This is a genomic window from Butyrivibrio sp. AD3002, assembly GCF_000420905.1.
Classification (GTDB): Bacteria; Bacillota; Clostridia; order Lachnospirales; family Lachnospiraceae; genus Butyrivibrio.
The window spans coordinates 25,520-48,629 of the sequence record NZ_ATVV01000019.1; the positions used below are offsets into that span (position 1 = coordinate 25,520).

Consider the following 23,110-nt stretch of genomic DNA (forward strand, 5'->3'; position numbering starts at 1 on the left):
TATGATGCAATTATATGTTTAAAAAGCACTGAACATAATTCACAAAATCGCTCAATATTATTGATGTTTTATGATATAAATATAATAATTTTTATATAAATCTTTGATTTTTTGACATCTACTTGCCGAGCAGATATAGTAGATTTAATAGGAGCCCTCAATATAAGGAGATAAAATGGACGCTAATGCATTAAAGCAGCATATATACGATGTTACAGAGGTGGAAGCATTTTATAGAGAGTACTACCTCGCAGGGAAGAACCCGGATTCGCTTAGAGAATTTCTTAAGAATCTTGACATGGAAATGGTGCTGAGTAAGCACCTTCTGATCAAAGAAAAAAAGAAACAATCCCCGATGTTTATGAGGATTATTTCTTTTTTGATCTGTCTGACAATGACAGTATTATTGTTCAAAAGCACGAAAGATACAGCCCGGATATTGAGCATAGCCATACCTTTTTTGAAATCTCATATATTTACGATGGCAGATGCACCCAGACTATATCGGGCAATACCATTGAGATGAGAACAGGAGATTTCTGCGTGATCCCACCGGGAATCAGGCATTCTTTTGCGGTATTTGACGACACTATCGCCATAAATATAATGCTGCGCCGTGATACACTTCACACTATGTTATACTCCTTTCTCAACACCCGTAACATCCTCTCATCCTTCTTTCTGAACAACATTTATGCCAAAAAGGCGAACGATTATATAATGTTCAGGACCGGCCAGGACACGGTCATTTCCGAGTCCTTCATATGGATGTTAACAGAGAGTCGCAACAAGGAAGAGTACCACTACCAGGCCATAACAAACACCCTACTCCTCGACTTCTATCTGATAATTAGACGGTACTCCGAATCTGTTCAGATGCCCCTGTTCGACTCCAGAGTAGATGTCCAGCGCTATGCTCTTATCCAGTATATTCAGGAAAACTACAAAGACGTTACCTTGTCGGATCTGTCAAATAAGTTCCACTATTCCAATGAATATACATCAAGACTGATAAAAGAGCTCACAGGCATGAATTACACAGATATCCTGCGAACTGTCCGAATCGAAAGATCGCAGGATCTTCTTGCCAATTCCACCATGACGGTGCAGACCATAGCAGAAGCTGTTGGGTACGATACCACAGAGCATTATATAAGGCAGTTTAAAAAGCACACAGGCATGACGCCCTCTGCATATCGCAAACAGTCCACATCAAACAGAACCAGGTAAAAGAGCTCTCATACCCCTGTCAGATATCATCCGCGATATCGATATTCTCGCCTGTAATTCCTACCCACGCGCCGTCCTTAATCTTACCATCATGATCAAATGTTATATAATGCTTGTAATACTAAAATAGTTATCAGCAATAGCATCTAATTGCACTTTACAGTAAGTATCAACGCTTTTGCTATCTTATATACAGAAAACAGTATTCCAAATGAATATCCAAAAATAACCAGCGCTATAAGCAGTACTTCTTTCACTTTCCTCTATCCTTCGACTTTTCAGCCAATAATTTCATTGAGAATTTTTCCATGTGGTGTCAAATATATAATTACCATTGAGAATTTTTCCTTTTAATGATAAAATTCTCAGTAGAAATTAAAATTAAGGAGTGCTGCCATGATCAAACGCGAAAAGTATATCGCCCCAATAAGAAGTTTCTATGACAATGACCTTATTAAGATCATTACAGGAGTAAGAAGATGCGGCAAATCAGAGATATTAAAGCAGATAAAAGCTGAAATCGCTGAAAAGTCTGCTAATATCATCTATCTCAATTTTGAAGACCGTATCGTAACAGAGCAGATCCAGGAATGGCAAGACATCGTTACACACGTTGAAGACAACCGGAAGGATGGGTTCTGCTATGTATTTCTTGATGAAGTACAGGAAATAGATGGATGGCAGAATGCCTGCAAGACCTTGCGTTTAAGGGATTGCTCAGTATTCATTACCGGCTCAAATTCCAAACTTCTTTCGAAGGAATTTACAAAAGAACTGTCGGGAAGATATGTTGCTTTCAGAATCCGCCCGTTCATATATAAGGAAATCCTTGAATATGCAAAAGAACTTGGTCGTGAGGTACCCATCTCCGATTACCTCATTTGGGGTGGTTTCCCCAAAAGGCTTGAATTCCAAGGTGAAGAAGAACTCAGGATATATCTCAACGATCTTGATAAAACCATCGTGGAAAATGACATCATAAACAGATATAAGATACAAAAGTCCAATGAATTCCGCAAAGTCACAAGCTTTGTTCTGATGTCCAACTCACGCATTTATTCGGCGAAAGCCATTGCCGATTACATGAAAGGAAACAATAACCAGTGCAGCAGTAACACAGTGCAGAAGTGGATTTTCTATCTGAGTGAGGCATATATCATAGATCAGGCAGACCGGTATTCAAAAAAAGCAAAGAAAGTCCTTGAAAACAGCCATAAGCTGTACAACTGTGACGTTGCCCTTAACTCTATCAGGTGCCCAAATAATCGCTATGACATCACTCACAATATGGAAAACATCGTGTATAACGAGCTGATATACATGGGTTACAAAGTAAGTGTCTATGACAACAATGGCAGGGAGATTGACTTCCTTGCTGAAAATGGCAATTACAGGTACTTCATCCAGGTTGCTTACAGTGTTGCCGAAGATAAAGCATATCAGCGCGAAATGTCTGCCTTTAGTGGGCTTAGCCAGATAGATACAAAAATCCTTATCACCAACGATGACATTGATTATTCAACAAGTAACGTCAAACACATAAAATTTAAGGATTTCCTGTTAATGGAAACCCTTGAGAAATAACGAATAAATTTCACCCACCAGAATCACCCCATGAAACTGATGAATGGTGAAACGCAGTATGCTTAAGGCAACTACGATATATATCATTATTATTGCAGGGAGGAATGTATGTGATGAAAAAGGGATTTGTTAAACAACGGATAATAATGCAATTTTTACTTTTACTGACAATGTCATGCTTTATTTTTTGCAGGCAAAATGTATCAGCTGCCTCAGCAAAGGATAGGATAATATCAAATTCCAACAAGGTTGTAGTAATCCGGACATCTTATGCTACTGGCGGATTTAATGACGGTTGGGGCGGAGTCATGGATGCTGTACCCAATAAGGATTCAGATGTATATGAGTTATATGATGTTGTTATCTGGGACGATCGCATTAGTCTATATAAATTTCCGGGAAACATCGATGATGCCAGCGATGAATTTTTCAAAAATCATCCTGAATACGATACAAGAAACAACAAGGAATATGAAAAAGGCTGGCGTGCTTTCAGAGAGGAATGCTGCCTTGATACGCATATGGTAAAAAGCTCTGAAGCAAGTCCGGGCACTAATAGTAAAAAAAGACTTTCCGCGTACAAATCATTCTTTAAAAAGATAAAGGAACGGACATCCAATAGCAGCAGCTATGTCATAAAATATTCAGGACATGGCCAGGATGAAATGTTCTGTGGGAATCTCAACAGAAATGACACTATAAATATATTAAAGTTCAGTAAAAAGCTATTGGGTAAAAAGTTTTCAATTATCGATTACGGAACAAATTGTAAGTCCGGAAAGACGTCTGTACTAAAAATGTACCAGGACTATACTGACTACATGATTGTGAACCAGTTGGACTTTGGTGGTTTTGAGTATGATGATGACAAGGATTGTAAGATATACGATCAGGTAGATACTGATATGGTATATGACAAAATGTTTGTATCCGGAGAGACCATGAAAGATGCTGCAATAAGAATGGCTAAACAGCATACTATCATCTGGCCGTACGCCAAAAATGATCTCAAAAAGCATCATAATCCACAGTCTGTCACCGTCGTGGATATGAATGCATTCAAAAAACTCATGAAATCAGCTTCAGCTTACATTTCAAAAGGCTCAGATCTGAAGAGTAGTATAAAGAAAAGCGGAAACAAATCTTTATCAAAGAAGTATAATAAAGCAGTGATTTTTTACGGAAATGATAAAAAGCAGATCGGAAAGTGGTCAAATTCATACGGTAACGGAATTACTAATGACTGACATTGATGATATGGTGACTGTTCTGCTGCATGGACTCACCAGGCGAATACACTATCGAAATGGTTCAATAGTTTTAGATATACCATATCAAAAATTAATTATATTAGAATTATTTATTTACATCATATTGCAGCTATGTTATTATTTTTATTGTTAAATCTAGTATTTTTTATATAGTTGTCGCTTGTAGCCGAAATTCTTATTTTTAAGGATTTCGGCTTTTTTGCGTTTACTGGAGGTGATTCATTTGAGGCATACTTTGGATAAACTTGTTGGGTTGTTCTGCATCATCGTCTTTCTTACATTCATGGTTAATCATGGACATATAGATTTCAGCGGCGTTGACTGGGTACGAAGGAACGTCTCAGAAGCAGTACAGAGTCCGGATGGTCAGGAATGCATAGAAGAAACAAAAGACATTTCAAAGGGCATATCTGCTGTAGTTGTCTTTCAAAAAATCTTCAGTAAACTTATGGCCCTTTTTGAGACGTTCTGGATCCATGGTCCAGCCTTGAATTGTGTAATCCTTTACTATCTGACCAGCCCATTTACGGAAACGAACCACCCTGTCGTTATTAACCTTAAATCCAACTGAAATAATCAGTTGGAGGTTATAATGCATTACATTCCTTTGTACTTGTCTGCTTCCCTCTGTTTGAACTATCCGAAAATTTCGGATAGTTGCCTCCTTGGTCAACTCGCCATCATCAAATATTTTCTGAATATGATCATTTATAGTTCTTACATCCACTTCGTACAGTGAAGCCATCATTTTTTGAGTAAGCCATATATTTTCAGCTTCATAGCGCATCTCAAACCAATGCCTCTATTTCTAAGTTTCTTAACTAAATCTATTCCAATCTCAGGCACTTCCCTATTAGGATGCTGAAAATTAAGATATCCTGCGAATCCATCGCTATTATAATCTAAACATATATGTATATTTCCATCGCTGCCTGTAAGAACTTCCTGCCACGAAGACTCCGCAAATTTCGGCATTAAGTCATAAGCTACTCCTACATCACTTACATCTTTCTTTAGCGAGATAAATGCATCCCTGTCATCCTCCCGAAACGCTCTTAAGACTATCTGTCCTTCAGTAGCATAGATTCCATTATCATCAAAAAAATCTTTATTATTCATAACAGCCTTCCTTAATAATCAACCATGACGATCCTTACACTTATCTCAGTAAAAGAATCCTTCTTATCAATCTCCGTTATTTTTACCTTTAGGAGTTTCCCTGCATCCATAAGACGCGCAAAAACTGTATTATCCTTCATTGGTACATATCCAAGCTTCTTTTTATCCGCGTTAAGCACCAGGATAGCATTGGAATCATACTTATTATCTTCTCTTTTAAGGATAAGCTCATCTCCTCTTTTTGCCTTCTTTAGAACAGACATATCATCAAGATGAGTTGTCCCGGCAATATAGGTGTCAAAAAGGTGTATCTCTTTAACAAGGGGCTTTAAGATATCCCCGAGGTCATGAGTACCTATGACAGCCACCATATTCTCACCATTTATCATCAATTCATTGGCCATAACATCGTCACCCCGCTTATAACTAACGCCTCAAGCACTTTATCGAGTTCCTCACAGTATTTTTCATACTCCTTAAGCTCATATGACAGCTCAAGCTTCTTATCACTGATTGCATCCTCATCTTCTAAAAGAAACTTATATATATAAGGTACCGTAGATATGATGTGCTCTATCTCTTCCTCAAGAGCCTTTATCTTTTCTTCGATATTGGGGATCTCAACCTCCACGTCCTCTATGTCTGTATCCTTCAACGCCTGTGCTACAAGAAATTCAAGTTCCTGAAGCGCCTGTAAATCATTACAGTTATATGCAACAACTACTCTGTTCCAAAGGTCCATAAGATCTTCATTCTCAGCTACCTCTGGATTTATGTCCGGGTGAATCCTCTTTACAATCCTGTGGTAGATACGCTTTACTTCGAGGTAATCCTTTTCACTTATAACCCCTCCGCTTTTAGCTTCTCTATAATCCTCTTCCATATGGTGGAGCTTTTCAGTGAACTCTGCCATTTCTTCCTTTATATATGCATTGAGCTTATTCTGATCTATAGGTTCATCCCGGTTTATCGCCTTCTGGCAGAAATCTATGACCTTCTTTTTCTCTATGCACTCAATCTTTTTGTTGAAAACAGCAAGGATGAGTTCTCCAAATTCCCTGACATATCCGCGCTCATACTGGAATGCATCTTTTTTGTAGCGGTCTCGCTGGTTTATCAGCTCTTCGTATAATGAATATGACGACTTTTTCTCAGTAACAATATTGTTCACGGCCATGCACCTCCAATCTCATAAAAAATACCTACGACAAAAAGGATGCTATTAGCATCCCCTGTCAAAACTCTTTCCATACCCCTGCCCTTAAAGCGGACAACTCATAAACATCAGCAACATGGCTCCTAATCCCAATAAAACTCTCATCATAATACTCATACCTTTTCATCCTCCAGCCCTTTGTCACACTTACAGAATTCGTAGAATTCACATGTAACACAAAAATGCTTACAGAACCTGTTGTTCTTGTGAATACACTTACTAAGCCAATAAATAAGTCTTTCCACGTCACACCCTCCAAAAGACTAGTTGCTTGTTTCTTTGTACTTTTAGTATAAAAATATTGCAGTCCAATAAAAATGACAGCCACATCTTGTATATACACCTCGTCATCAACAACTATATATTGTGGTTATTATGCTATTTACTTATTTCAGAAAATAAAAAAAGAGAGCTGTACTAAATAATAGTGTTTCAGCTCTCATACTGTATTCTGGCTCTTATATAGTATTTGTTTTATGCGGTCTCTTCCTGTACCGCAGCTGTCATTGGAATAGGCTCAGAAATCGGAACTGTATTATTTTCAGTCTCATTATTGCCCTCGATTCCTTCTACATTCTTAAGAACTACTCCGTTTTTAGAAATAAGCTCCATTCCCTCACGAAAGCATCTTATTGCAAAAGATTCCGTATACTCGCTCTTCTTTGCTATAGCTTTGACCTTCTTAGCAGTCTTTCTCACATCCTTTGCGTCACATACAACTGACGGATAAGCTCCATTCTTTTCACATGTATAGCCTTCTTCAAGAAGTATTTTTAAAAAATCGTCTTTTGTCACTGGTCCTCCCCATAATCATTTCTGATTATTATGCTGCTTTATACTATTTCCGCCCAAAATCAGGCGTGCGTTTCGTATTCTACATCAAATATTTGGAGAAAATCAATTCCTAATCTAAATCTCTATCTGATTCATTATTTTTCCAATACTGTCGTGAAAAACAAGATCTGCCCTCTGTTCCATCTGAAAAAGCTTTCTATGGGCATCGTTTGGCTCTATACTCCTGCAATCAAGGTTCTTGCGGAAATAATCAAAGAAAACTGCGGGCTTCTTATTTAGACAGTCATAGCTTAAGAGGTATTCCGGTTTATACATAGAAAACCGCTTATCTTTCTTATGATACAGGCCGTTCTTACTTCTAAAATCGGGAATACCACTCTCAGTGGACACATCTGCCCCGCCAAGAAACACTATATGTTCAGAAATATCTACCATCTCATTTAAAGCATCTATCTTCTGCTCATCATTAAGAGATCTAAAGTATTTTTCTTTTTCCCTCTGGGATGAAAAATCCGGTAAAAGCATATCTATTCCTCATTAGAAACACCAAACTGCTATATTTAATAGATTATTCCTTATTCCCTGCCACATCCTCAAGCAGCTTTGATGCCTCAAGATCTGCTTCATGCAAGGCAAGTACTATAGGATATTTCTCCATAGCATCGCCTACTGCCTTATATTGGCTCTTTTCCTCTGAAAATCCCATATGCCATCTTATTGCAAATATCTCAGGAGTCTTAAGTTTCATAAAGCAGTTAATCAGCATAACAGATTTCTCTCTATGTCCTAAAGGCATGGTATCGTCTATTTCATAGCGAAGGACAGTCTCCCAAATAAAGTTGCCCTTATCATCATGTTTAACCTGCCAATTCTCAGCTGCATCTACCTTTTCAGGATCATAAGTCTTCTGATTCTTTGTGCCTTTCACATAAAAGTTTACCTTACAAAGGTCATGTAAAAGAGCCATGATAATGAGGCTTTCTTCCGGAATTGTCTCAATTACTTTTTTCCTTTTTTATCCCAAGTACACACCACCTTATGAAAGGTATGCGGCTCATTATCTCATACAGAAGGTAGGAGCCTGTGAATGCTGCTATTGCAACCAGCAGGTATACGATTATAGGTGCCATGGATGGACATAATGTATGCAGATACCATCCGCTGACCGCTATCATCAGATAATGGAATACATAGAGTCCCCATGACTTTTTGCACATCCACTTTGCGAAAGCATTCTCGAAATTGCCCCATTTTTTCATGAAGGCAAGTATACCGATAGTTCCAAACCATGCGTATACATTGCACAATATTGTATCCAGAACCACGTGATCCGGATAAGACTGACCCATATATAATATCACGAAGGCTATGCAGGATGCGAGGGCAAGGATGCTTAATAACAGCCAGTTTTTGCCAAGTCGATCCATCACTTCGTCATGGGACAGTACAAAGTAGCCAATCAAAAAGCCCAGCCCGTAAATACCGAACCTGTATACCACTATTATCGGTGTGTTAAGTATCTGCGCCGCTCCGTATACGGGTATGACAAGAAGTATAACTATCAGAAGATTGGCCTTGCCGCAGATGTTATAGAATCTGTCTTTTTCAATCCTTCTGATCAGTACCAGTATCAGGCTGAAGACCCAGAGCATCTGAATGTACCACAGAGGACCTGAGCCGCTGACAGCCATTATCAGGAAAATGATTGGCCCCGGTACGTTGTTCATGGAATTAAATGCACCGGAAATAAGCATATTGTAGTAGCCAAGAACCCAACCGAAAACCAGAAGTCCGATTGTTGATGGCACAAGATATTTTCTTGTCCTTATTTTGATGAATTCCTTCTCTGTTCGTTTAACCAGTTCATAGCGGGCTGACATGCCGGATACCACAAACAGGAGTAACATGAACCAAGGATATACAATGTACTGATATGTATCCTGAGGCTGATGTTCACTGAAGGGACCGATGATTCCATGCTCTGTTACGCCGTTGAATATGTAAATTACATGATAGATAACAACCAGCACTACTGTTATCCAGCGAATATTATCCAAGTATACCTTTCTCATATTTCTACCACCTTTGCTACATTTATTAACATTTATCTTAATCATAAAAAAGTAAGCCCCGCCTGTCTACCAAGCTAAGCTTACATATTACGTTATTTTTTGTTAGATTTGGTTGCTTACGTCTCCTCGTATCCCTCTTTTCCCGGGTTACTTAATCTCGTCTTTAGTTCCGTCCTTTTTTACTACAACGAGCTTGCAGCCAAGACCGAATGCAGCAATAGCCTTAACCTTATCGATGAGCTTCTGCACATCCTCTTCAAGTGTGATTTTCATAATATTCTTCCTCCTTACACTTCTTTAGCCAAAAGGCCAATTATCATTGCGACAACAAGTATCGGGAATGCTATGTAAACAAGACCTCCAACTACCAATGCTACTAAGATGAACGGTAGGAACACAAGGAAAAATGCAATCTTAATCATGCTCCAGGAAAACTTAAAAGCAAACCCTATGAGCTTCCCAATAAAACCAAATAAGCAAACCATAAAAAGAATTGTCAGTAACATGATCATCACCATCCTTCTATATATGTACTAACAACTGTTTTCTGTCTATGGTCATATTGTAAGCAAAAACATGAATCTGTTACATATCAAGTAGAGCAAAAAACATATCCGTATTTTCCATTCTTTGTGACTTAAAAGAAAAGCAGACCACCAAAGCTGATGATCTGCCCGGAATATAGCATTTTATTCAGTTTTTATTTATTCTTCTGCGCTCTCTGCCTCTTTTTTATTATTCTTCATAAGCTTGAAGCTTAAATATAAAGCAGTTAAAAACAGGCAGAAACCGTATCCCTGAATTAATCCCTTAAAATATGCGGGCATATCGACAAAGCCTGCAACTATAATCATCATAAGTCCTATACCGTTTGCATATCCATACTTGTTGTTTAAAAAGTTCATCTTTTTTCATCCTCCAAAGTTTATTATTTTGTATTTTTAATATCTTATTTCTTACTTAAATATGAGCATCAGGCCAAACCCTATGCCGCCGCATACCACAGCTGCAATAACAGCCGATATTATTGTGGTCAGGGCTTTCTGGTAGGGCCTTTTAGCCTCTTCCTTTATCTTATCTGTAGGAGACAGTGTTTCTCCCTTTGTGAATGCAATGATTTCCTTGTAGGTCTGTACATTGTATTCCTTTTTATACTTTTCAATTCTTGTGGCAAAATACATTGTGCATGCAAACAATACCGCGAATGGGATGAGGAACCAGAACCCAATAGTAACTGCGAGTATTGGTGTCGTGATAAGAATAGCTATTATAGAAATAAGCATTCCTATCGCATAGGTGTTCATCTTGTTAATGTCAGCCTGCGTCTGTTCTGTGATGATTCTTTCCATTTTTTCAACATCTCCTTTTAATAGTTGGTCTACGGAGACATCGAAGATTTCGCTTAGCAGCAACACGCTCTGAATATCAGGATAGCTTTTATCATTTTCCCAGTTTGAAATTGTCTGTCTTGAAACAAAGAGCTTCTCAGCTAATTCATCCTGGTTGATATTTTGTGCTTTCCTTAACTCTTTAATTCTGCTTCCAAGTTCCATGTCGTATGTCTCTCTTTCCACCTCAGCATATCGAGATATTGAAAATGCTGCCATCAAAAGGCTTTTACATTCGTGTTTTTTGTAATGTCAAAAGCTTTTGACATCCGCTTGTTTACTGGGTTTCATCCCCGTTTAAGCTTTTAAATATCGGTTGTAATTTTAAATCACAGTATCTTATTTGTAACCTATTTTAATGAATCCCCTATTATTTTTATTCCCTCACTAAAAACACTTCTTCTACTATAACGGCTTTCCGTAAATTAAAAAAGCCCTGTAGTGGTATTTATTTCCACTACAAAGCTTTTCCAAAACATTTTTACTTGCAGCACGGTATCAGTGCTCGTAAAGTTCCGCAACTTTCTTAAGATTGTCGATGATAGGCAGGTGTTGAGGGCACACTCCTTCACACTGACCACAGGCTATGCAGTCGCTTGCTTTGCCGAAAGTCTTTCCAAGGGTTCCATAAGTGGAGAAATTAATTGTCCAACCCTTGTGCTCTAAGTCATCTCGCATGTCTGCATTGTAAAGGCTGAAATACTTTGGAATGCAGATGTTCATGGGACAGCCGCCTGTGCAATACGAGCAGGCTGTACAAGGTATTGCAATCTGGCTATTGATGATCTCTCCTGCCCTGAGGCAGAGGTCCTTTTCCTCCTCGGTAAGAGGCACAAAATCCTGCATGTAGCTTGTGTTGTCTTCCATCTGCTCAAGGCTGCTCATGCCGGACAGAACCATCATTACGTTATCGAGGCTTGCCACAAACCTTATAGCCCAGCTTGGTATGCTCATTGACGCATCATGCTCGGTAAATAGAGCCACCGCTTCATCAGGCATCTTATTGGCAAGTGTGCCGCCTTTTACAGGTTCCATGACGATTACAGGCTTATTGTGCTTTACAGCAACGTCATAGCAGGCTTTTGACTGGATCCACTCACTGTTCCAATCCATGTAATTGATCTGAAGCTGAACAAACTCCATCTCCGGATGATCTGTCAGAATCTTGTCGAGAAGCTCCGGTGTGTCATGGAATGAAAAGCCCACGTGCTTTATAAGACCTTCCTTTTTCTTTTCGAGGACAAAATTAAAGCAGTCCAGACATTCATATTTATTGAGCATATCTCCCTCTATACCATGTATCAGATAGTAGTCAAAATACCCGGCTCCGGTTTTTTCTAGCTGCCCCTGGAATACTTTGTCTCTCTCCTCTATGGAGTTAAAAAATGCACTATGAAGTTTGGTTGCGAGTGTATATGACTCTCTGGGATGCCTGTCCACGAGAGCCTTCTTCACCACGCTTTCGCTTTGGCAGGAGTGATACATAAGAGCTGTGTCAAAATAGGTAAATCCTCTTTCAAGGAACATATCCACCATCTTACATACCTGTTCGATATCAACATCTGCATCATTGTGAGTGTCATTGAGAGGCATTCGCATAAGTCCGAATCCCAGTTTTTTTGCAGGCATAAAGTCCATATTTTCTCCCTCCTAACATAACTAATACAGTGTATGTATCAAAATGAATTTTTTACATCACACTTTTTCCGGTAAATCCATATGCGCCACATCATTTAGCATTTCAGTGGTTTCAAAGCTTATTCCGTTTTCCGACAGTTCCTTTTCAAAAGCTCTTACTACTGTGTCTTCTTCAAAATTCTGATGCATTGTCAGGAAAATCTTTCCATTTACGGCAGCTATTTCAACCAGAAGTCCGTTTGCGTTTGGCACGTGAGTCCAGAACTCCTTTATATGCTTTCCCACAGATGGATATTTCCATTTTCCGACATAGCTTACCATGCATGTAAACAGTTTTCTGCCGCCTGACAGCATCATGCCGTAAGTCTGCATTTTTGCCGCTACTGTCGGAGTAGCCTTGGCAATTGCCTTATTCCTTGAAGCAGAAACGGTCATGGTTTTCTGTATTCTCTTCTCGTCGCTTTGGATGAAGGTTTTTCCACGATATGCAGTGCATTGTCTGTCAAAAGGCATTGCTTTGATCTTATCGGAATAATCAAAGAAAACGGTATTGACACAGTTATGATGGGTATTTGGGGCATGCAGCATAGGTCTGGCATTTATTATATAAGACCCCATTATCCCTTTATCTCTGTCAGGGAAAAGCCTGTCAATTGTACGTGCCAGAAGTATCGACACCATGACTCCCGGGCTTGCGTCATTTGCTGATGAAAACTTAAGAAAATCCTTTTCAGGAATCACAACGTCAAATAATCTCTGTTCGCAGGGAGTAAAACCGCCATCTTCAACCAGTGAAAAAGCAGGTTCAAGCTTGAGAGAAGGAATATTGCTGATATCAATCTCCGGCAACTGATCCAGAGGATCAAGATACTCATCCGGCGTAATCTCATCATCAAGAGTCCTGATGCCCTCGCTTTCAACGTCCCCGTATTTCTGATTGGTATAATAATAGAGTATCGTGGACAGAACCATGTACATTCCTGTTCCGTCACACAGGCCATGATAGAAATCGAGGAAAATCTTATCTTCAAAGTAGCAAACTGCCCACATGTGATATCCCGTTTCTTTTGCACCGAGAGTCACTCTTTCCTTTTGGTTAAGGACAGCAATCGGCTCATCATTGTCCTCATAAAAGATTTCATTATCATCACGCTTCATCCTCAGAAGAAGGTACGGATAACGGTTTGCCGCTGATGCTACCGAATCCCTCAAAATATCACCGTCAACCTCGTCTTCCATTCGGACAACAAGTCTCACACTATAATCTGCTCCTTGTCCAAAGCTTCCATAAACGTGCATTATATCGCCGGCAGTTATTTTTTTCATATTATCGGGTCCTCATAATCAATGTTCTGTAGCTACTTTGATGCTATTTTCGGATTAACATCGTCTATTAAATTGTACTATATTAAGTTGGCTGACATTCTAAAATTTGCATAAACAATGCACGATTTGATCTGCACTTAATCAAATAAAAAAGACAAAATTAGCAGGAATACCGTAAATGATATTCCTGCTAAATATTTATTTTATCTTGAGATTAAATGTCATTTTTTTGCCTTTTGTGCTGTAGTAGGCATTTACTACATGGATATATAAAACCTGTCCCTCAGTCAAATCATAAGTTATAGTTCGTGTGGCAACGTTCTGTTTACCGGGGACTCTGTATCCGAAAGGATACTGGTTGTCTCCTCTATATTTTTTTGTATGTCCGGAAACGTATGTTATGCCATCTTCTGCTCCGCTGGGAACAGAGAATTCTGCATAAGGAAGACAAGGTGACTTGCCCTTTGCTCTAACATGACTGAACGTAAATGCATATTTCTTGGTTTTAGGAACAACAAATTTTATTACGCCACCATAATAATCAGAGCTTTTGGTTTCTACCACTTTATAACTACCGGTTTTAGTAACGGTTACCGCTTTTGATTCCATATAGGATTCATATGGATGCCCAACTGCAGCAAAAGGAAGTTTCAGCTTTTTGGTCTTAGCCTGAGCTGTTACGGGATTCACCAGAATGATAGTCATTGCAAATAGCAATGCCAACGATAATACTCTTTGCCATACTCTTCTCTTCATATTTAACCCTCCAAGAAAATGATGAAAAATTATCGCCTACCTTATATCGATACTAGTTATTTAATTTTTAGATTAAATGTTACTTTGGGTCCTCTTGTATTCGTATGAGTATTATAAATATTAATATAAACAACCTGACCTTCAGTTAACTGATACGTTACTTTCCGCGAAGCTACATTATATCTGCCCTTTTTACCCGGTATTCTATATGCGAAAGGATAAGAATTTTGATATCCACCTTTAGAATAACCATCAAGATTCTTTATTTGATCTTCTATCCCGGTAGGAACAGTATAATCTACTGTAGCTAAACATGACGACTTGCCTTTTGCTCTCAGATGGTTATATGTAAATGTGTATTTCTTGGTTTTAGGTACAACAAATTTTATGAAACCGCTATAAATTTTTCCGGATTTTCCTAATTGAACTTTATAATTACCGGTCTTATTTATAGTTACTGCTTTTGATTCGATATAAGATTCTTGTGGAATATTAAATTCGGCATAAGGAAGCTTCAGCTTTTTGGTCTTAGCCTGAGCTGTTACGGGATTCACCAGAATGATAGTCATTGCAAATAATAGTGCCAATGATAATACTCTTTGCCATACTCTTCTCTTCATATTTAACCCTCCAAGAAACGATGAAAAAAATTTTCGCCTATTAAATGAATTTTAGCATATTTTATTTCATTTGCTACCGCCAAAAGGGGGTATTTTTGTGAATGGTTTTTTGAGAAAAGTTATAGAGTGATCAAGCCATGTTTGTCAGTATTAGAGCTATTCCTGACACGATTAACATGACAATTACCATTTTTTTTATTATTTTGTCATCTATAACCCGGACACTGAGCATTCCTGCACCAAGTCCGGCCAGCATAAACGGAGCCAGAAGTGCTGCTGTTTTCAGAGATTCCATTGTGATTATGCCATACAAGCTGTACAAGGCAATTCGAAAGGTGTTCTCTACCACAAAGACAAGGCAGATATTGGCTCTGAAGGCCTTTGAGCTGTCTGTCACTCTGCCTATATATGCTCCAAGCAGCGCACCTACGCCGTATAGTCCGCATAAGAAGCCGGATAAAACGCCGATTATCGTCAGTAAGATTCGGGACTGCTTCGCTTTTCCGGGAGAGAGCTCTCTGAGGAGCATCTCTATGCCGATTACGATGATAAGTGCACCAAAAATTATTTTTACAACAGATACGTCTGCATTTTTCAGAAAAAATACGCCTGCCACACTGCCGACAAGAACCATGGCCGCAAGCGGAATGCATATTTTCAAATCTATGGATTTGCGTTCTTTCCAGCTGATTATCAGATTGGTGGGATATCCAAGAATCAGCTCAACCGGAGATATATTTATGTTGGCATTTCCAAAGCTCAATATTGAGGTGAAAACCAACGTGTTTGCAAACCCGCATAAACCTTTAACATAAAAAGCACAAAGTGTTGCTATTATCCAAAATATCATGTGGTATTTTTTCTCTCCATTCAGGGACATCAGTATAAACAAAGTTGTTCCCTATATTTCAGAACAGGCTTAGCTGTTCATAGTCGCATGTTCTATCAAGCTCAGGCATTTTTTCCTTGATCATGTCAAGTGCGGCACTGCTCTCACACAGATATTCCCTCACATTCTTTTTGTCGATAATTACGGGCATCCGGTCGTGGACAGGGCTCATGGAACTGTTAGCTTCTGTGGTAAGTATTACAAAGCTGTCTCTGTTATCGCTCATATCATAGAATCCGGCAAGATACAGAGGATTGCCATCTTTGCTTGTAAATGTGTACTTGGTTTTGTCCCTGTTCCATTCATAGAAGCCTCCCGCCGGGAGGATGCATCGCCTGGACTTTATGCTTTCGGAAAACATCGGCTTTTCCAGGACAGATTCCGCCCTGGCATTTATCACCAGCTTTTTATCTTTGGTGGTAAGTCCCCAGTGAAGGTCACAGACTTTAATATCAGCTGTTTCTTTTCCCAATAGAAGCGCAATAGCCGCTTTTCCGGGAACAATATCACCGGCTGGAAGTATCAGCGTCCCATATGGCAGCTGTAACTCGATTTCCACAGCCTTTGCAGTTTTGTCAGCATAGTAATATCGTCCACACATATAACGCCGTTCCTTTCTCCGTTTCCGATTTGGGCTATAAGCTCTCTTGAAAAATCATAAATTACACTCTGCATAAATTGCAACCAAAAAAGAGACCGGGGGTGAGGTCTCTTTTCGGTAGATGTATAAGATGTAACAAATATTGCACTATGAATTAGATAGTGAATGTTGCACCAAACATATTGATTTTGGGCTCCTTGTTATGAAGCTCAAACAGCTTTTCTCTGTACTGGTCATAGCTTATAATCTGGCCATTTTTTCTGTTTCTTTTGTTTTCGCTATGTGTCGTCAAATCCTGAATATCTTTGTATCTCATAGTAAACCTCCTCAATAAAACCTTTATTTCTAACTGTAAACTCTTTTTTCATGCCTCTTTTTCACGCTCCGTCTTATTTTTTGCTGCCAAAGTACTTATCAGCGTTGTTCCTCCTCCTAAAACACAGATACCAGCCCAAAAGTGGTTAGCAGCTATCAGGAACACCCCGGCAACATAGACTGCAAGCGAAGCTATGTACATCATCTTTTTCATATGTCGTTTTCTCCTTTCCTGAGAATATATTTATCACATATAGAAAACGGGTTACGTAATTACACTTATTTAGAACTGTTTTACACGGAAATGCTTTTCCTTTAAGAAAAAAGTAAATAAAATAAGGTTTTTAGCGTTTTGGTATACATTTTCGACATGTTTTTATGGGTTTTCAACCCAAAATGTAAATGAGAAGGTGCTTTCAGTGATTTGGTACCCATGATTTCAAAAAAGATGGATACCAAAATCCTATAAACACATTCTCATTTACAAGTTGTCCTGTGGAAGTCCCTAAAAGAGCGCAAAAGGTATACCAAAATGCCCAGAATTCTCTCTCATTTACAAAAAGAAAAGCGGGGGTAATGATACCTCCGCGTTATATAGATGCACTTGTTGTGTAGCTATGTGCGTTTCGCAAATACGCAATTATTTATAGTTTATTACTCTTTTTGCATGATATTTATTCCATTTCTATAGTTCATTTTTCGCAAATCTATTTGTTCTTTAGATTTGTTACTCCTTTTTTACTGAAAACAGAGTAACAAAAGGAAAATTACTGTTAGTTTGCGAAAATATATGGGGATATCTATACATAAATAGGCTAAAAAGAGTAACAAATTCATGAAAAAAGCATTATTGCGAAAAATGCTGTTGACCATAAGAAATCTCAGGTTTTAGAGCGAGAAATCCCACGGTCTCATAATAAGATCGTGGGATTTGATGGATTTATATTTAGAATGTTATGTACGAAAAAAGAAATTTTCTTCAGAAATCTACGGTGTTATATCCGCAAAGGGTTCCCCCATGAAGATGTGATGATCCGCTTCCAGTTTAAGCTCTACTCCTTCCTGGAAGATCATAACGATATCGCTTCCACCAAAAAGGAAATATCCCATCGGATCCCCGGCCTTTACGGAAACGCCGGGTTTTACGGTTTCTTCCCAGTTGCAGGAGCTGACCTGAGACATGCCGATTGGAAGGATTGCGACCAGGCCGTATTTTGTATCAAGTATCAGACAGTCTCTGGTTTCTATCGACTGCCATCCGGGGTTCGAATCCCAAAGAATATATTTCTTCTGGGTACTGTCCCAGGAAATAATGCCGCCAACTGCATCAAGCGCATTTATTTTACGCACTTCAAGGACAGTGCCATCCATAGGAAAATGATAGCGGTGATAATCGTTGACATCCAGGAAAGTGTGCGTCAGCGTTCCATTAGCAAACTCATCCTCATATTCGCTATCTTCTCCGATGATATCCTTCACATTATAGAAACGCACGGATTTTAGCTGAACTCCAAGGTCAATCTGCGAATTTTCATCTATTTTCCATATGCCCTGAGGGGTAGAATCTGCAGGGGCAATTACGTCTGCATCAGCAAGAGGACGAACTCCGGGATCTATGAGCTTCCTGGAAAACCACTCGTTAAAGGTCTTCCACTCATTAGTATCCGCGTACCACCCTTTTTTCATATTAAAATCTTCATCAGCTACTACGCGGGCATAATAGTCATCGTTCCAGCTCTCTTCGGTTGAAAGGAATTCTCCCCAGTCTTTGCAGTAAGATTTCACCCATGAAGCCACAGGCTCGTGGTATTCAAGGCAGGGATAATAGTACCCTTTCCCGGCAAGCTCCGGCAGAGGCTGATCCAGCAAGTAATAGAAATAGTCCAGACTCTGGTCTATGCTCGAATAAAGTGAAGGATTTTCAACATCCAGTATATTCCAGGGCATACAGGTTGCTGACCAGTCAAGAAAAGCATAATAATCATCAAGCGAGCGCACCGGGTTTGTCTTTTTATCGGGATTGTTCACCGAAGCAAGCATGATTGATTCTTCCATCAGGCTTTTTAATTCCGGATCCTCATCAAGCATCGTCATAAACTCGATTGTGGTTTTGGCATGGGCAGTCTGGGTATCCGACTTTGGCTGAGCATTGTTGGTACCCAAAGAACACCCTGAAATCATTACAGTTACAATCATTGCAGCCAGCATATAAGCTTTTCTTATTTTCATTATCAATACCTCCTGTAAAAGAATCAGTCGGCTATTACTTAACTTCAGTTTTGGGGTGCGTGATAGTGTTCAAGCGCATATTCAAAGCGCTCGAAGAAGGATATTGTATGCCTCGGCCTCACGTTCAAAGCGATTTACAAATCCCGGTGTGAACTTAAGGATTATATGATTTCTCCATAAGAAAAATACCAATATTACGCTTATTCTATTATTTCAGATAGAAGTAAAAATTATCTTAATTCAAGATAAAAATAATCTTATTATTGAAGATTATCCGAGGCCGGAAAAAATTTTAAAAAAATTTTTTAAAACTTTGCAACATTTTCCCTCCCCCGTCTGTATATAAGGTAAAGGCGCAAATAAAACAGCCAAATATAAAAAATCAAAAATAAAAAATGATAAAGAAAAGAGGAAAAAGGTATGAAAAGAGTGTATTCAAAGGTTATGGGTGTTATTTGTATGGCAGCTACAATTTTCAGTGTAGCAACAAGCAGTGTTAATGTATCTGCAGCAGGATTTTACAATCCTTCCAAGTCACAGGGACAGACAAAAACAACTACTCAAAGCAGAACATCTACAGGAAGCAGTACAACAACCGAGAGAAAGTCAACTTCCGGTAATAAGACTTTACTTACAAAGGAAAAAGAGACTGTATCCAAGAGCTCATATCTCACATCTGAGCAGGAGAAAATTCTTGCCAAGCTTGAAAATGATTATTCAAAGATCAACTGGGGTGTACAGTACTCTCCCAAGGATATGGATGGAATCATCATTTCCGTTTCTTCTTATATGGAAGACACAATGCCTTTTCTTGTGATTGGTATTACAAATATTTACAATGATGATGTGACATTTTCAGCAACAGGCTATGCTAAGGGAAAGAGCGGACAGGAAGTCGCTGATATATCTATCTATGAGACAGCTATAAGACCCGGTAATACAATTATAAAATCGGTATACTGTGACAGCACACCTACCGGAGAGATTCAGTGGGATAACATTGAACTTCCTGAAGTATATGAAACTAGCGCTTATGCTACAGGAGATTGGACTTTCACAACAGATAGTGATGGTTACTACATGGTTGACTACTCTATTAAGTCAGATGACTATATGATGCCCGGATATGTAACAGCTGTTCTTGTTGATTCAAACGGCAATATCCTCGATATGGCATACAATTTTACTACTGATAAGGGTTATACAGTATCAGACAGCATCAAGTTCTACGAGAAGGAATACTCCAGAAGAGTTGCTGATGTAGCTATGTTTACAAATCCTTTGATTGAGGACTAAAAATGAAGTAATTAAGAATTGAACAGGCATTATTTTGGGGTCGTGCACTTAGTGATCAGTGCGCGGCCCCTGTTATTTTTTCTATGCCAATATTTCCTTTAGATAGTCCGAAAGCACTTTTGAAGCAAGGCGGTGGCCTTCCGGATCCGGATGAAGTCTGGCACCAACATGTATATCGCTGCAGTCTGGAAGCCTTAGATATGTAACGTTGTCCCCGGTTTCTTTGTTATAAGTATCTATAATCTGCCGGATTACATCTTCCATGTCATTTCCAAGCATACCGTAAGCCCATATGATTTTTGCACCGGGATTATTTTTCCTGATATCACCTAAAAAGATATTTCCGGTGGTCGTGAATTGCTCGAGAAATTCATCTTCATCCCAGATATCAAGCTTCATTGCACTGCTGTCATTCGTCCCGAGGTTTATTATGACCGCGTCTGTTTCAAAATCAGTAAAATCCCATTTTTCCATGCAGCCAAGCGCTTTGGACTCTTCACAGTTTTGTGCGGCGCAAACATAGGGGTATATCTTTTGCATTGAACATTCGCAGCTGCCCTCCCAGGAAGCAAACAGCCCCCATCCGCTCTGGCTTATTATGTTGTAATCAGCATCCAGAATTTTTGCGGTCATGTATGTATAACTGCTTACATGGTCAAATACAGTGGGCATCCACTCTTCACGCGATAGAGCAAAACTTCCCTCTCCTGATGTAATACTGTCACCTATAAATTCCAGGCTGAATTTCCTTTCCTTCACAGGCACAAATTCTCCATCTGTCTCAAAAGAAGAGATTTTTACAACTGAAGCGCAGCTCTCAGCCATTGACTGTGTACTTCTTACAACTCTGATCGACGCCGCATGAGTGGAGTCAAATCCGTTCATCAGTTGATATCTGTGTTTTCCCTTTAGGAGAGGGAAATGCATGATTCGCTGATCATCTATAAATACATCAATCCAGATTTCCAATACATCATAAACAGCCTCTATATCAGCATACATATGCCCTGCTCTTACATTTAATTCAATTCCGCTTCCTGTCCAGAATAATATAAGCTCATCCGCTACGGATGAACATCTTCCCCATATCTTTTTATGAGGTATATCCGCTACTTTATATTGCATACGTCACTCCTTGCTCTGTCGTTTTTTATTATTCTAAATTTAGATTAAAAATTTTTTTAAATCTTTGCAACATTTTTCCTCCCCCATCTGTATATAAGGTAAAGGCGCAAATAAAACAGCCAAATGAACAAATTAAAAAAATTAAAATAAAAAGGAAAAGAGGAAAAAAGGTATGAAAAGAGTGTATTCAAAGGTTATGGGTGTTATTTGTATGGCAGCTGCAGTATTCAGCGTAACAACAGGCAGTGTTAATGTATCAGCGGCAGGCCTTTACAATCTGACTTCACAGGCAAAGGTACAGCCTGCAGCATCTACAAGTGGTAAGACTTTACTTTCTACAGAAAAGACAACTTTATCCAAGAACTCATATCTCACATCTGAGCAGGAATCAATTATGAACAAACTGGATACCGACTACAATAAGGTTAACTGGGGTGTACAGTACTCACCCAAGGATATGGAAGGAATCGTTATTTCTGTAGCTTCTTATAAGCATAGTGATTCTCCTTATCTTTTAATAGGTATTACAAACATTTATGATGAGGATGTAACCTTCTCAGCAAAAGGCTATGCTAAGGGAAAGAGCGGACAGGAAGTCGCTGATATCTCTTTCTACGAGACAGCTATAAGACCCGGCAATACAATAGTACAGTCAGTATATTGTGACAACACACCTACCGGCGAGATTCACTGGGACAGCATTGAACTTCCGAACGTATATGAAACAAGCACATACTGGGAAGGTGACTGGTACCTCTCAACAGATAGCGACGGATACTACAAAGTGGACTATACTGTTAAGTCAGATGACTACATGATGCCCGGATATGTAACAGCGCTTCTTCTTGACTCAACCGGCAACATCATCGATGCAGGATATGATTACAGCACAGATAAGGGCTACACATTATCAGATCGTATCCAGTTCTACGAGAAGGATTACAACAGAAAAGTTGTTGATGTAGCAATGTTTTCAAATCCTTTAATTCAGGATTGAGAAGGCTGATATCTACATTAGGAGTATCAAATTGGAACAGCAAGTAAAAAAGTGGTTCCATTGGATGAGTTGTGGGGACAAGCACTCTTCTTTTCTTGGATATTTTGTAGAGGGACTGGCATGGACTGTATTTATTGCCGCGCTAACTAAAATATTTATACCCGTAACCGGCTTGAGATTGCGGCTATGGATCTGGAAAATCATTGTAGTAATAATACTTATAGCATTGCTTGCAGGACTGATAATGCTCATTTTCAGCATTAAAAAAAATCTCCTCCGCGTTCTTGCAATCGCCCTGACAGGGATGCTTCTTATCGGTGGAGGGGAAATATTGATGCTTAGTGGAATGCTTTTCTTTACTCAAACAGAGGAAGTGATAACAAGAGATGGTGAAAAATACGTGATGGAGGTGGAACAATTCGACGATACTTATGTCCGTTTCTATCCATACAAGAATCTCTTTTTCAGTGGGCCCATAAGAATAAAGGAAAGCTATGCCGGCGACGCTTCAATCACCTACTATGACAAGCACGGCTTTGTGACTGTTTCTAGGTCATGCATGAGTAATGAATCCTACGAGGAGCTATGGTACTACAAAAATAGGATGGATTATTATTGAGAAGAAAAAGAGTATTGAATAACG

At 39.1% G+C, this 23,110-nt stretch carries 29 protein-coding genes; 7 read left to right on the forward strand and 22 right to left on the reverse strand.

Annotation, left to right across the window (positions count from 1 at the left end; translation table 11 throughout):
• Nucleotides 1-175: 175 nt before the first annotated feature.
• From G596_RS0113380 to G596_RS0113395, 4 genes are all read left to right on the forward strand, one after another.
• Entirely contained in the window at nucleotides 176-526 is a 351-nt protein-coding gene (locus G596_RS0113380) for a hypothetical protein (protein WP_026671337.1), read from the forward strand.
• Nucleotides 466-1,230 (forward strand): AraC family transcriptional regulator, encoded by a 765-nt coding sequence (locus G596_RS0113385; protein WP_442855881.1) that lies wholly within the window; start codon nucleotides 466-468, stop codon nucleotides 1,228-1,230. The genes G596_RS0113380 and G596_RS0113385 overlap by 61 nt, the downstream gene beginning before the upstream one ends.
• A gap of 396 nt (nucleotides 1,231-1,626) precedes the next feature.
• Nucleotides 1,627-2,814, forward strand: a complete 1,188-nt coding sequence (locus G596_RS0113390; RefSeq protein WP_022762344.1) for an ATP-binding protein — start codon at nucleotides 1,627-1,629, stop codon at nucleotides 2,812-2,814.
• A gap of 113 nt (nucleotides 2,815-2,927) precedes the next feature.
• Complete coding sequence (locus tag G596_RS0113395) at nucleotides 2,928-4,061, forward strand: hypothetical protein (RefSeq protein WP_022762345.1); 1,134 nt, start codon at nucleotides 2,928-2,930, stop codon at nucleotides 4,059-4,061.
• Between the two features lie 421 nt (nucleotides 4,062-4,482).
• Here the strand turns inward: G596_RS0113395 and rhuM are convergent, their stop codons facing one another.
• The 21 genes from rhuM to G596_RS22210 form a co-directional block, all read right to left on the reverse strand.
• A complete protein-coding gene (gene rhuM / locus G596_RS0113400; RefSeq protein ID WP_026671339.1) occupies nucleotides 4,483-4,833 on the reverse strand; it encodes a RhuM family protein in 351 nt (116 codons plus the stop codon).
• Complete coding sequence (locus G596_RS0113405) at nucleotides 4,830-5,204, reverse strand: GNAT family N-acetyltransferase (protein ID WP_022762346.1); 375 nt, start codon at nucleotides 5,202-5,204, stop codon at nucleotides 4,830-4,832. Before G596_RS0113405 ends, rhuM begins: the two co-directional genes overlap by 4 nt.
• An 11-nt stretch (nucleotides 5,205-5,215) precedes the next feature.
• Entirely contained in the window at nucleotides 5,216-5,608 is a 393-nt protein-coding gene (locus G596_RS0113410) for an HIRAN domain-containing protein (protein ID WP_022762347.1), read from the reverse strand.
• Nucleotides 5,593-6,375 carry a hypothetical protein gene (locus tag G596_RS0113415; RefSeq protein ID WP_155829284.1) on the reverse strand — a complete coding sequence of 261 codons (783 nt, stop codon included), beginning with the start codon at nucleotides 6,373-6,375 and terminating at the stop codon, nucleotides 5,593-5,595. Before G596_RS0113415 ends, G596_RS0113410 begins: the two co-directional genes overlap by 16 nt.
• A 519-nt stretch (nucleotides 6,376-6,894) precedes the next feature.
• A complete protein-coding gene (locus G596_RS0113425) occupies nucleotides 6,895-7,215 on the reverse strand; it encodes a hypothetical protein (RefSeq protein ID WP_022762350.1) in 321 nt (106 codons plus the stop codon).
• A gap of 114 nt (nucleotides 7,216-7,329) precedes the next feature.
• Nucleotides 7,330-7,740, reverse strand: coding sequence for a Sir2 family NAD-dependent protein deacetylase (locus G596_RS23920; RefSeq protein ID WP_022762351.1), 411 nt, complete (start codon nucleotides 7,738-7,740; stop codon nucleotides 7,330-7,332).
• A gap of 43 nt (nucleotides 7,741-7,783) precedes the next feature.
• Nucleotides 7,784-8,182, reverse strand: coding sequence for a hypothetical protein (locus G596_RS22205; protein WP_022762352.1), 399 nt, complete (start codon nucleotides 8,180-8,182; stop codon nucleotides 7,784-7,786).
• A gap of 28 nt (nucleotides 8,183-8,210) precedes the next feature.
• Nucleotides 8,211-9,287: an acyltransferase family protein gene (locus G596_RS0113440; protein WP_022762353.1), complete on the reverse strand. Its 1,077-nt coding sequence runs from the start codon at nucleotides 9,285-9,287 to the stop codon at nucleotides 8,211-8,213.
• A 147-nt stretch (nucleotides 9,288-9,434) separates the two neighbouring features.
• Nucleotides 9,435-9,560, reverse strand: coding sequence for a hypothetical protein (locus G596_RS25770; RefSeq protein ID WP_022762354.1), 126 nt, complete (start codon nucleotides 9,558-9,560; stop codon nucleotides 9,435-9,437).
• Nucleotides 9,561-9,574: 14 nt separating this feature from the next.
• Nucleotides 9,575-9,799: a hypothetical protein gene (locus tag G596_RS0113450; RefSeq protein WP_022762355.1), complete on the reverse strand. Its 225-nt coding sequence runs from the start codon at nucleotides 9,797-9,799 to the stop codon at nucleotides 9,575-9,577.
• A gap of 192 nt (nucleotides 9,800-9,991) precedes the next feature.
• Nucleotides 9,992-10,192 (reverse strand): hypothetical protein, encoded by a 201-nt coding sequence (locus G596_RS0113455; RefSeq protein WP_022762356.1) that lies wholly within the window; start codon nucleotides 10,190-10,192, stop codon nucleotides 9,992-9,994.
• A gap of 51 nt (nucleotides 10,193-10,243) precedes the next feature.
• Nucleotides 10,244-10,894, reverse strand: a complete 651-nt coding sequence (locus tag G596_RS0113460; protein WP_022762357.1) for a helix-turn-helix domain-containing protein — start codon at nucleotides 10,892-10,894, stop codon at nucleotides 10,244-10,246.
• Nucleotides 10,895-11,173: 279 nt separating this feature from the next.
• Complete coding sequence (locus G596_RS0113465; RefSeq protein ID WP_026671343.1) at nucleotides 11,174-12,304, reverse strand: aldo/keto reductase; 1,131 nt, start codon at nucleotides 12,302-12,304, stop codon at nucleotides 11,174-11,176.
• Between the two features lie 66 nt (nucleotides 12,305-12,370).
• Nucleotides 12,371-13,639, reverse strand: coding sequence for a hypothetical protein (locus tag G596_RS0113470; RefSeq protein WP_022762359.1), 1,269 nt, complete (start codon nucleotides 13,637-13,639; stop codon nucleotides 12,371-12,373).
• A gap of 198 nt (nucleotides 13,640-13,837) precedes the next feature.
• Nucleotides 13,838-14,395, reverse strand: coding sequence for a hypothetical protein (locus tag G596_RS0113475; protein WP_022762360.1), 558 nt, complete (start codon nucleotides 14,393-14,395; stop codon nucleotides 13,838-13,840).
• 56 nt (nucleotides 14,396-14,451) lie between these two features.
• The gene (locus G596_RS0113480; RefSeq protein ID WP_022762361.1) at nucleotides 14,452-15,015 is read right to left on the reverse strand and encodes a hypothetical protein; all 564 of its coding nucleotides are present in this window, start codon (nucleotides 15,013-15,015) and stop codon (nucleotides 14,452-14,454) included.
• A 130-nt stretch (nucleotides 15,016-15,145) separates the two neighbouring features.
• Nucleotides 15,146-15,865 (reverse strand): sulfite exporter TauE/SafE family protein, encoded by a 720-nt coding sequence (locus G596_RS0113485; RefSeq protein ID WP_022762362.1) that lies wholly within the window; start codon nucleotides 15,863-15,865, stop codon nucleotides 15,146-15,148.
• 58 nt (nucleotides 15,866-15,923) lie between these two features.
• Entirely contained in the window at nucleotides 15,924-16,505 is a 582-nt protein-coding gene (locus G596_RS0113490) for an SOS response-associated peptidase (protein ID WP_022762363.1), read from the reverse strand.
• Nucleotides 16,506-16,659: 154 nt separating this feature from the next.
• Nucleotides 16,660-16,821: a hypothetical protein gene (locus G596_RS24930; RefSeq protein ID WP_022762364.1), complete on the reverse strand. Its 162-nt coding sequence runs from the start codon at nucleotides 16,819-16,821 to the stop codon at nucleotides 16,660-16,662.
• Between the two features lie 48 nt (nucleotides 16,822-16,869).
• Nucleotides 16,870-17,034 (reverse strand): hypothetical protein, encoded by a 165-nt coding sequence (locus G596_RS24935; protein ID WP_022762365.1) that lies wholly within the window; start codon nucleotides 17,032-17,034, stop codon nucleotides 16,870-16,872.
• 773 nt (nucleotides 17,035-17,807) lie between these two features.
• Nucleotides 17,808-19,049 carry a phosphatidylserine decarboxylase gene (locus G596_RS22210; protein WP_022762366.1) on the reverse strand — a complete coding sequence of 414 codons (1,242 nt, stop codon included), beginning with the start codon at nucleotides 19,047-19,049 and terminating at the stop codon, nucleotides 17,808-17,810.
• 420 nt (nucleotides 19,050-19,469) lie between these two features.
• Between G596_RS22210 and G596_RS0113510 the strand changes: the two genes are divergently transcribed.
• Nucleotides 19,470-20,345, forward strand: a complete 876-nt coding sequence (locus tag G596_RS0113510) for a hypothetical protein (RefSeq protein ID WP_022762367.1) — start codon at nucleotides 19,470-19,472, stop codon at nucleotides 20,343-20,345.
• 81 nt (nucleotides 20,346-20,426) lie between these two features.
• Here G596_RS0113510 and G596_RS0113515 read toward each other — a convergent pair whose 3' ends face one another.
• Complete coding sequence (locus G596_RS0113515) at nucleotides 20,427-21,470, reverse strand: SGNH/GDSL hydrolase family protein (protein WP_022762368.1); 1,044 nt, start codon at nucleotides 21,468-21,470, stop codon at nucleotides 20,427-20,429.
• Between the two features lie 172 nt (nucleotides 21,471-21,642).
• Between G596_RS0113515 and G596_RS0113520 the strand changes: the two genes are divergently transcribed.
• Both G596_RS0113520 and G596_RS0113525 read left to right on the forward strand, forming a co-directional pair.
• Nucleotides 21,643-22,467: a hypothetical protein gene (locus G596_RS0113520; protein ID WP_022762369.1), complete on the forward strand. Its 825-nt coding sequence runs from the start codon at nucleotides 21,643-21,645 to the stop codon at nucleotides 22,465-22,467.
• A gap of 31 nt (nucleotides 22,468-22,498) precedes the next feature.
• Nucleotides 22,499-23,086 (forward strand): hypothetical protein, encoded by a 588-nt coding sequence (locus tag G596_RS0113525; protein WP_022762370.1) that lies wholly within the window; start codon nucleotides 22,499-22,501, stop codon nucleotides 23,084-23,086.
• Nucleotides 23,087-23,110 lie beyond the last annotated feature (24 nt).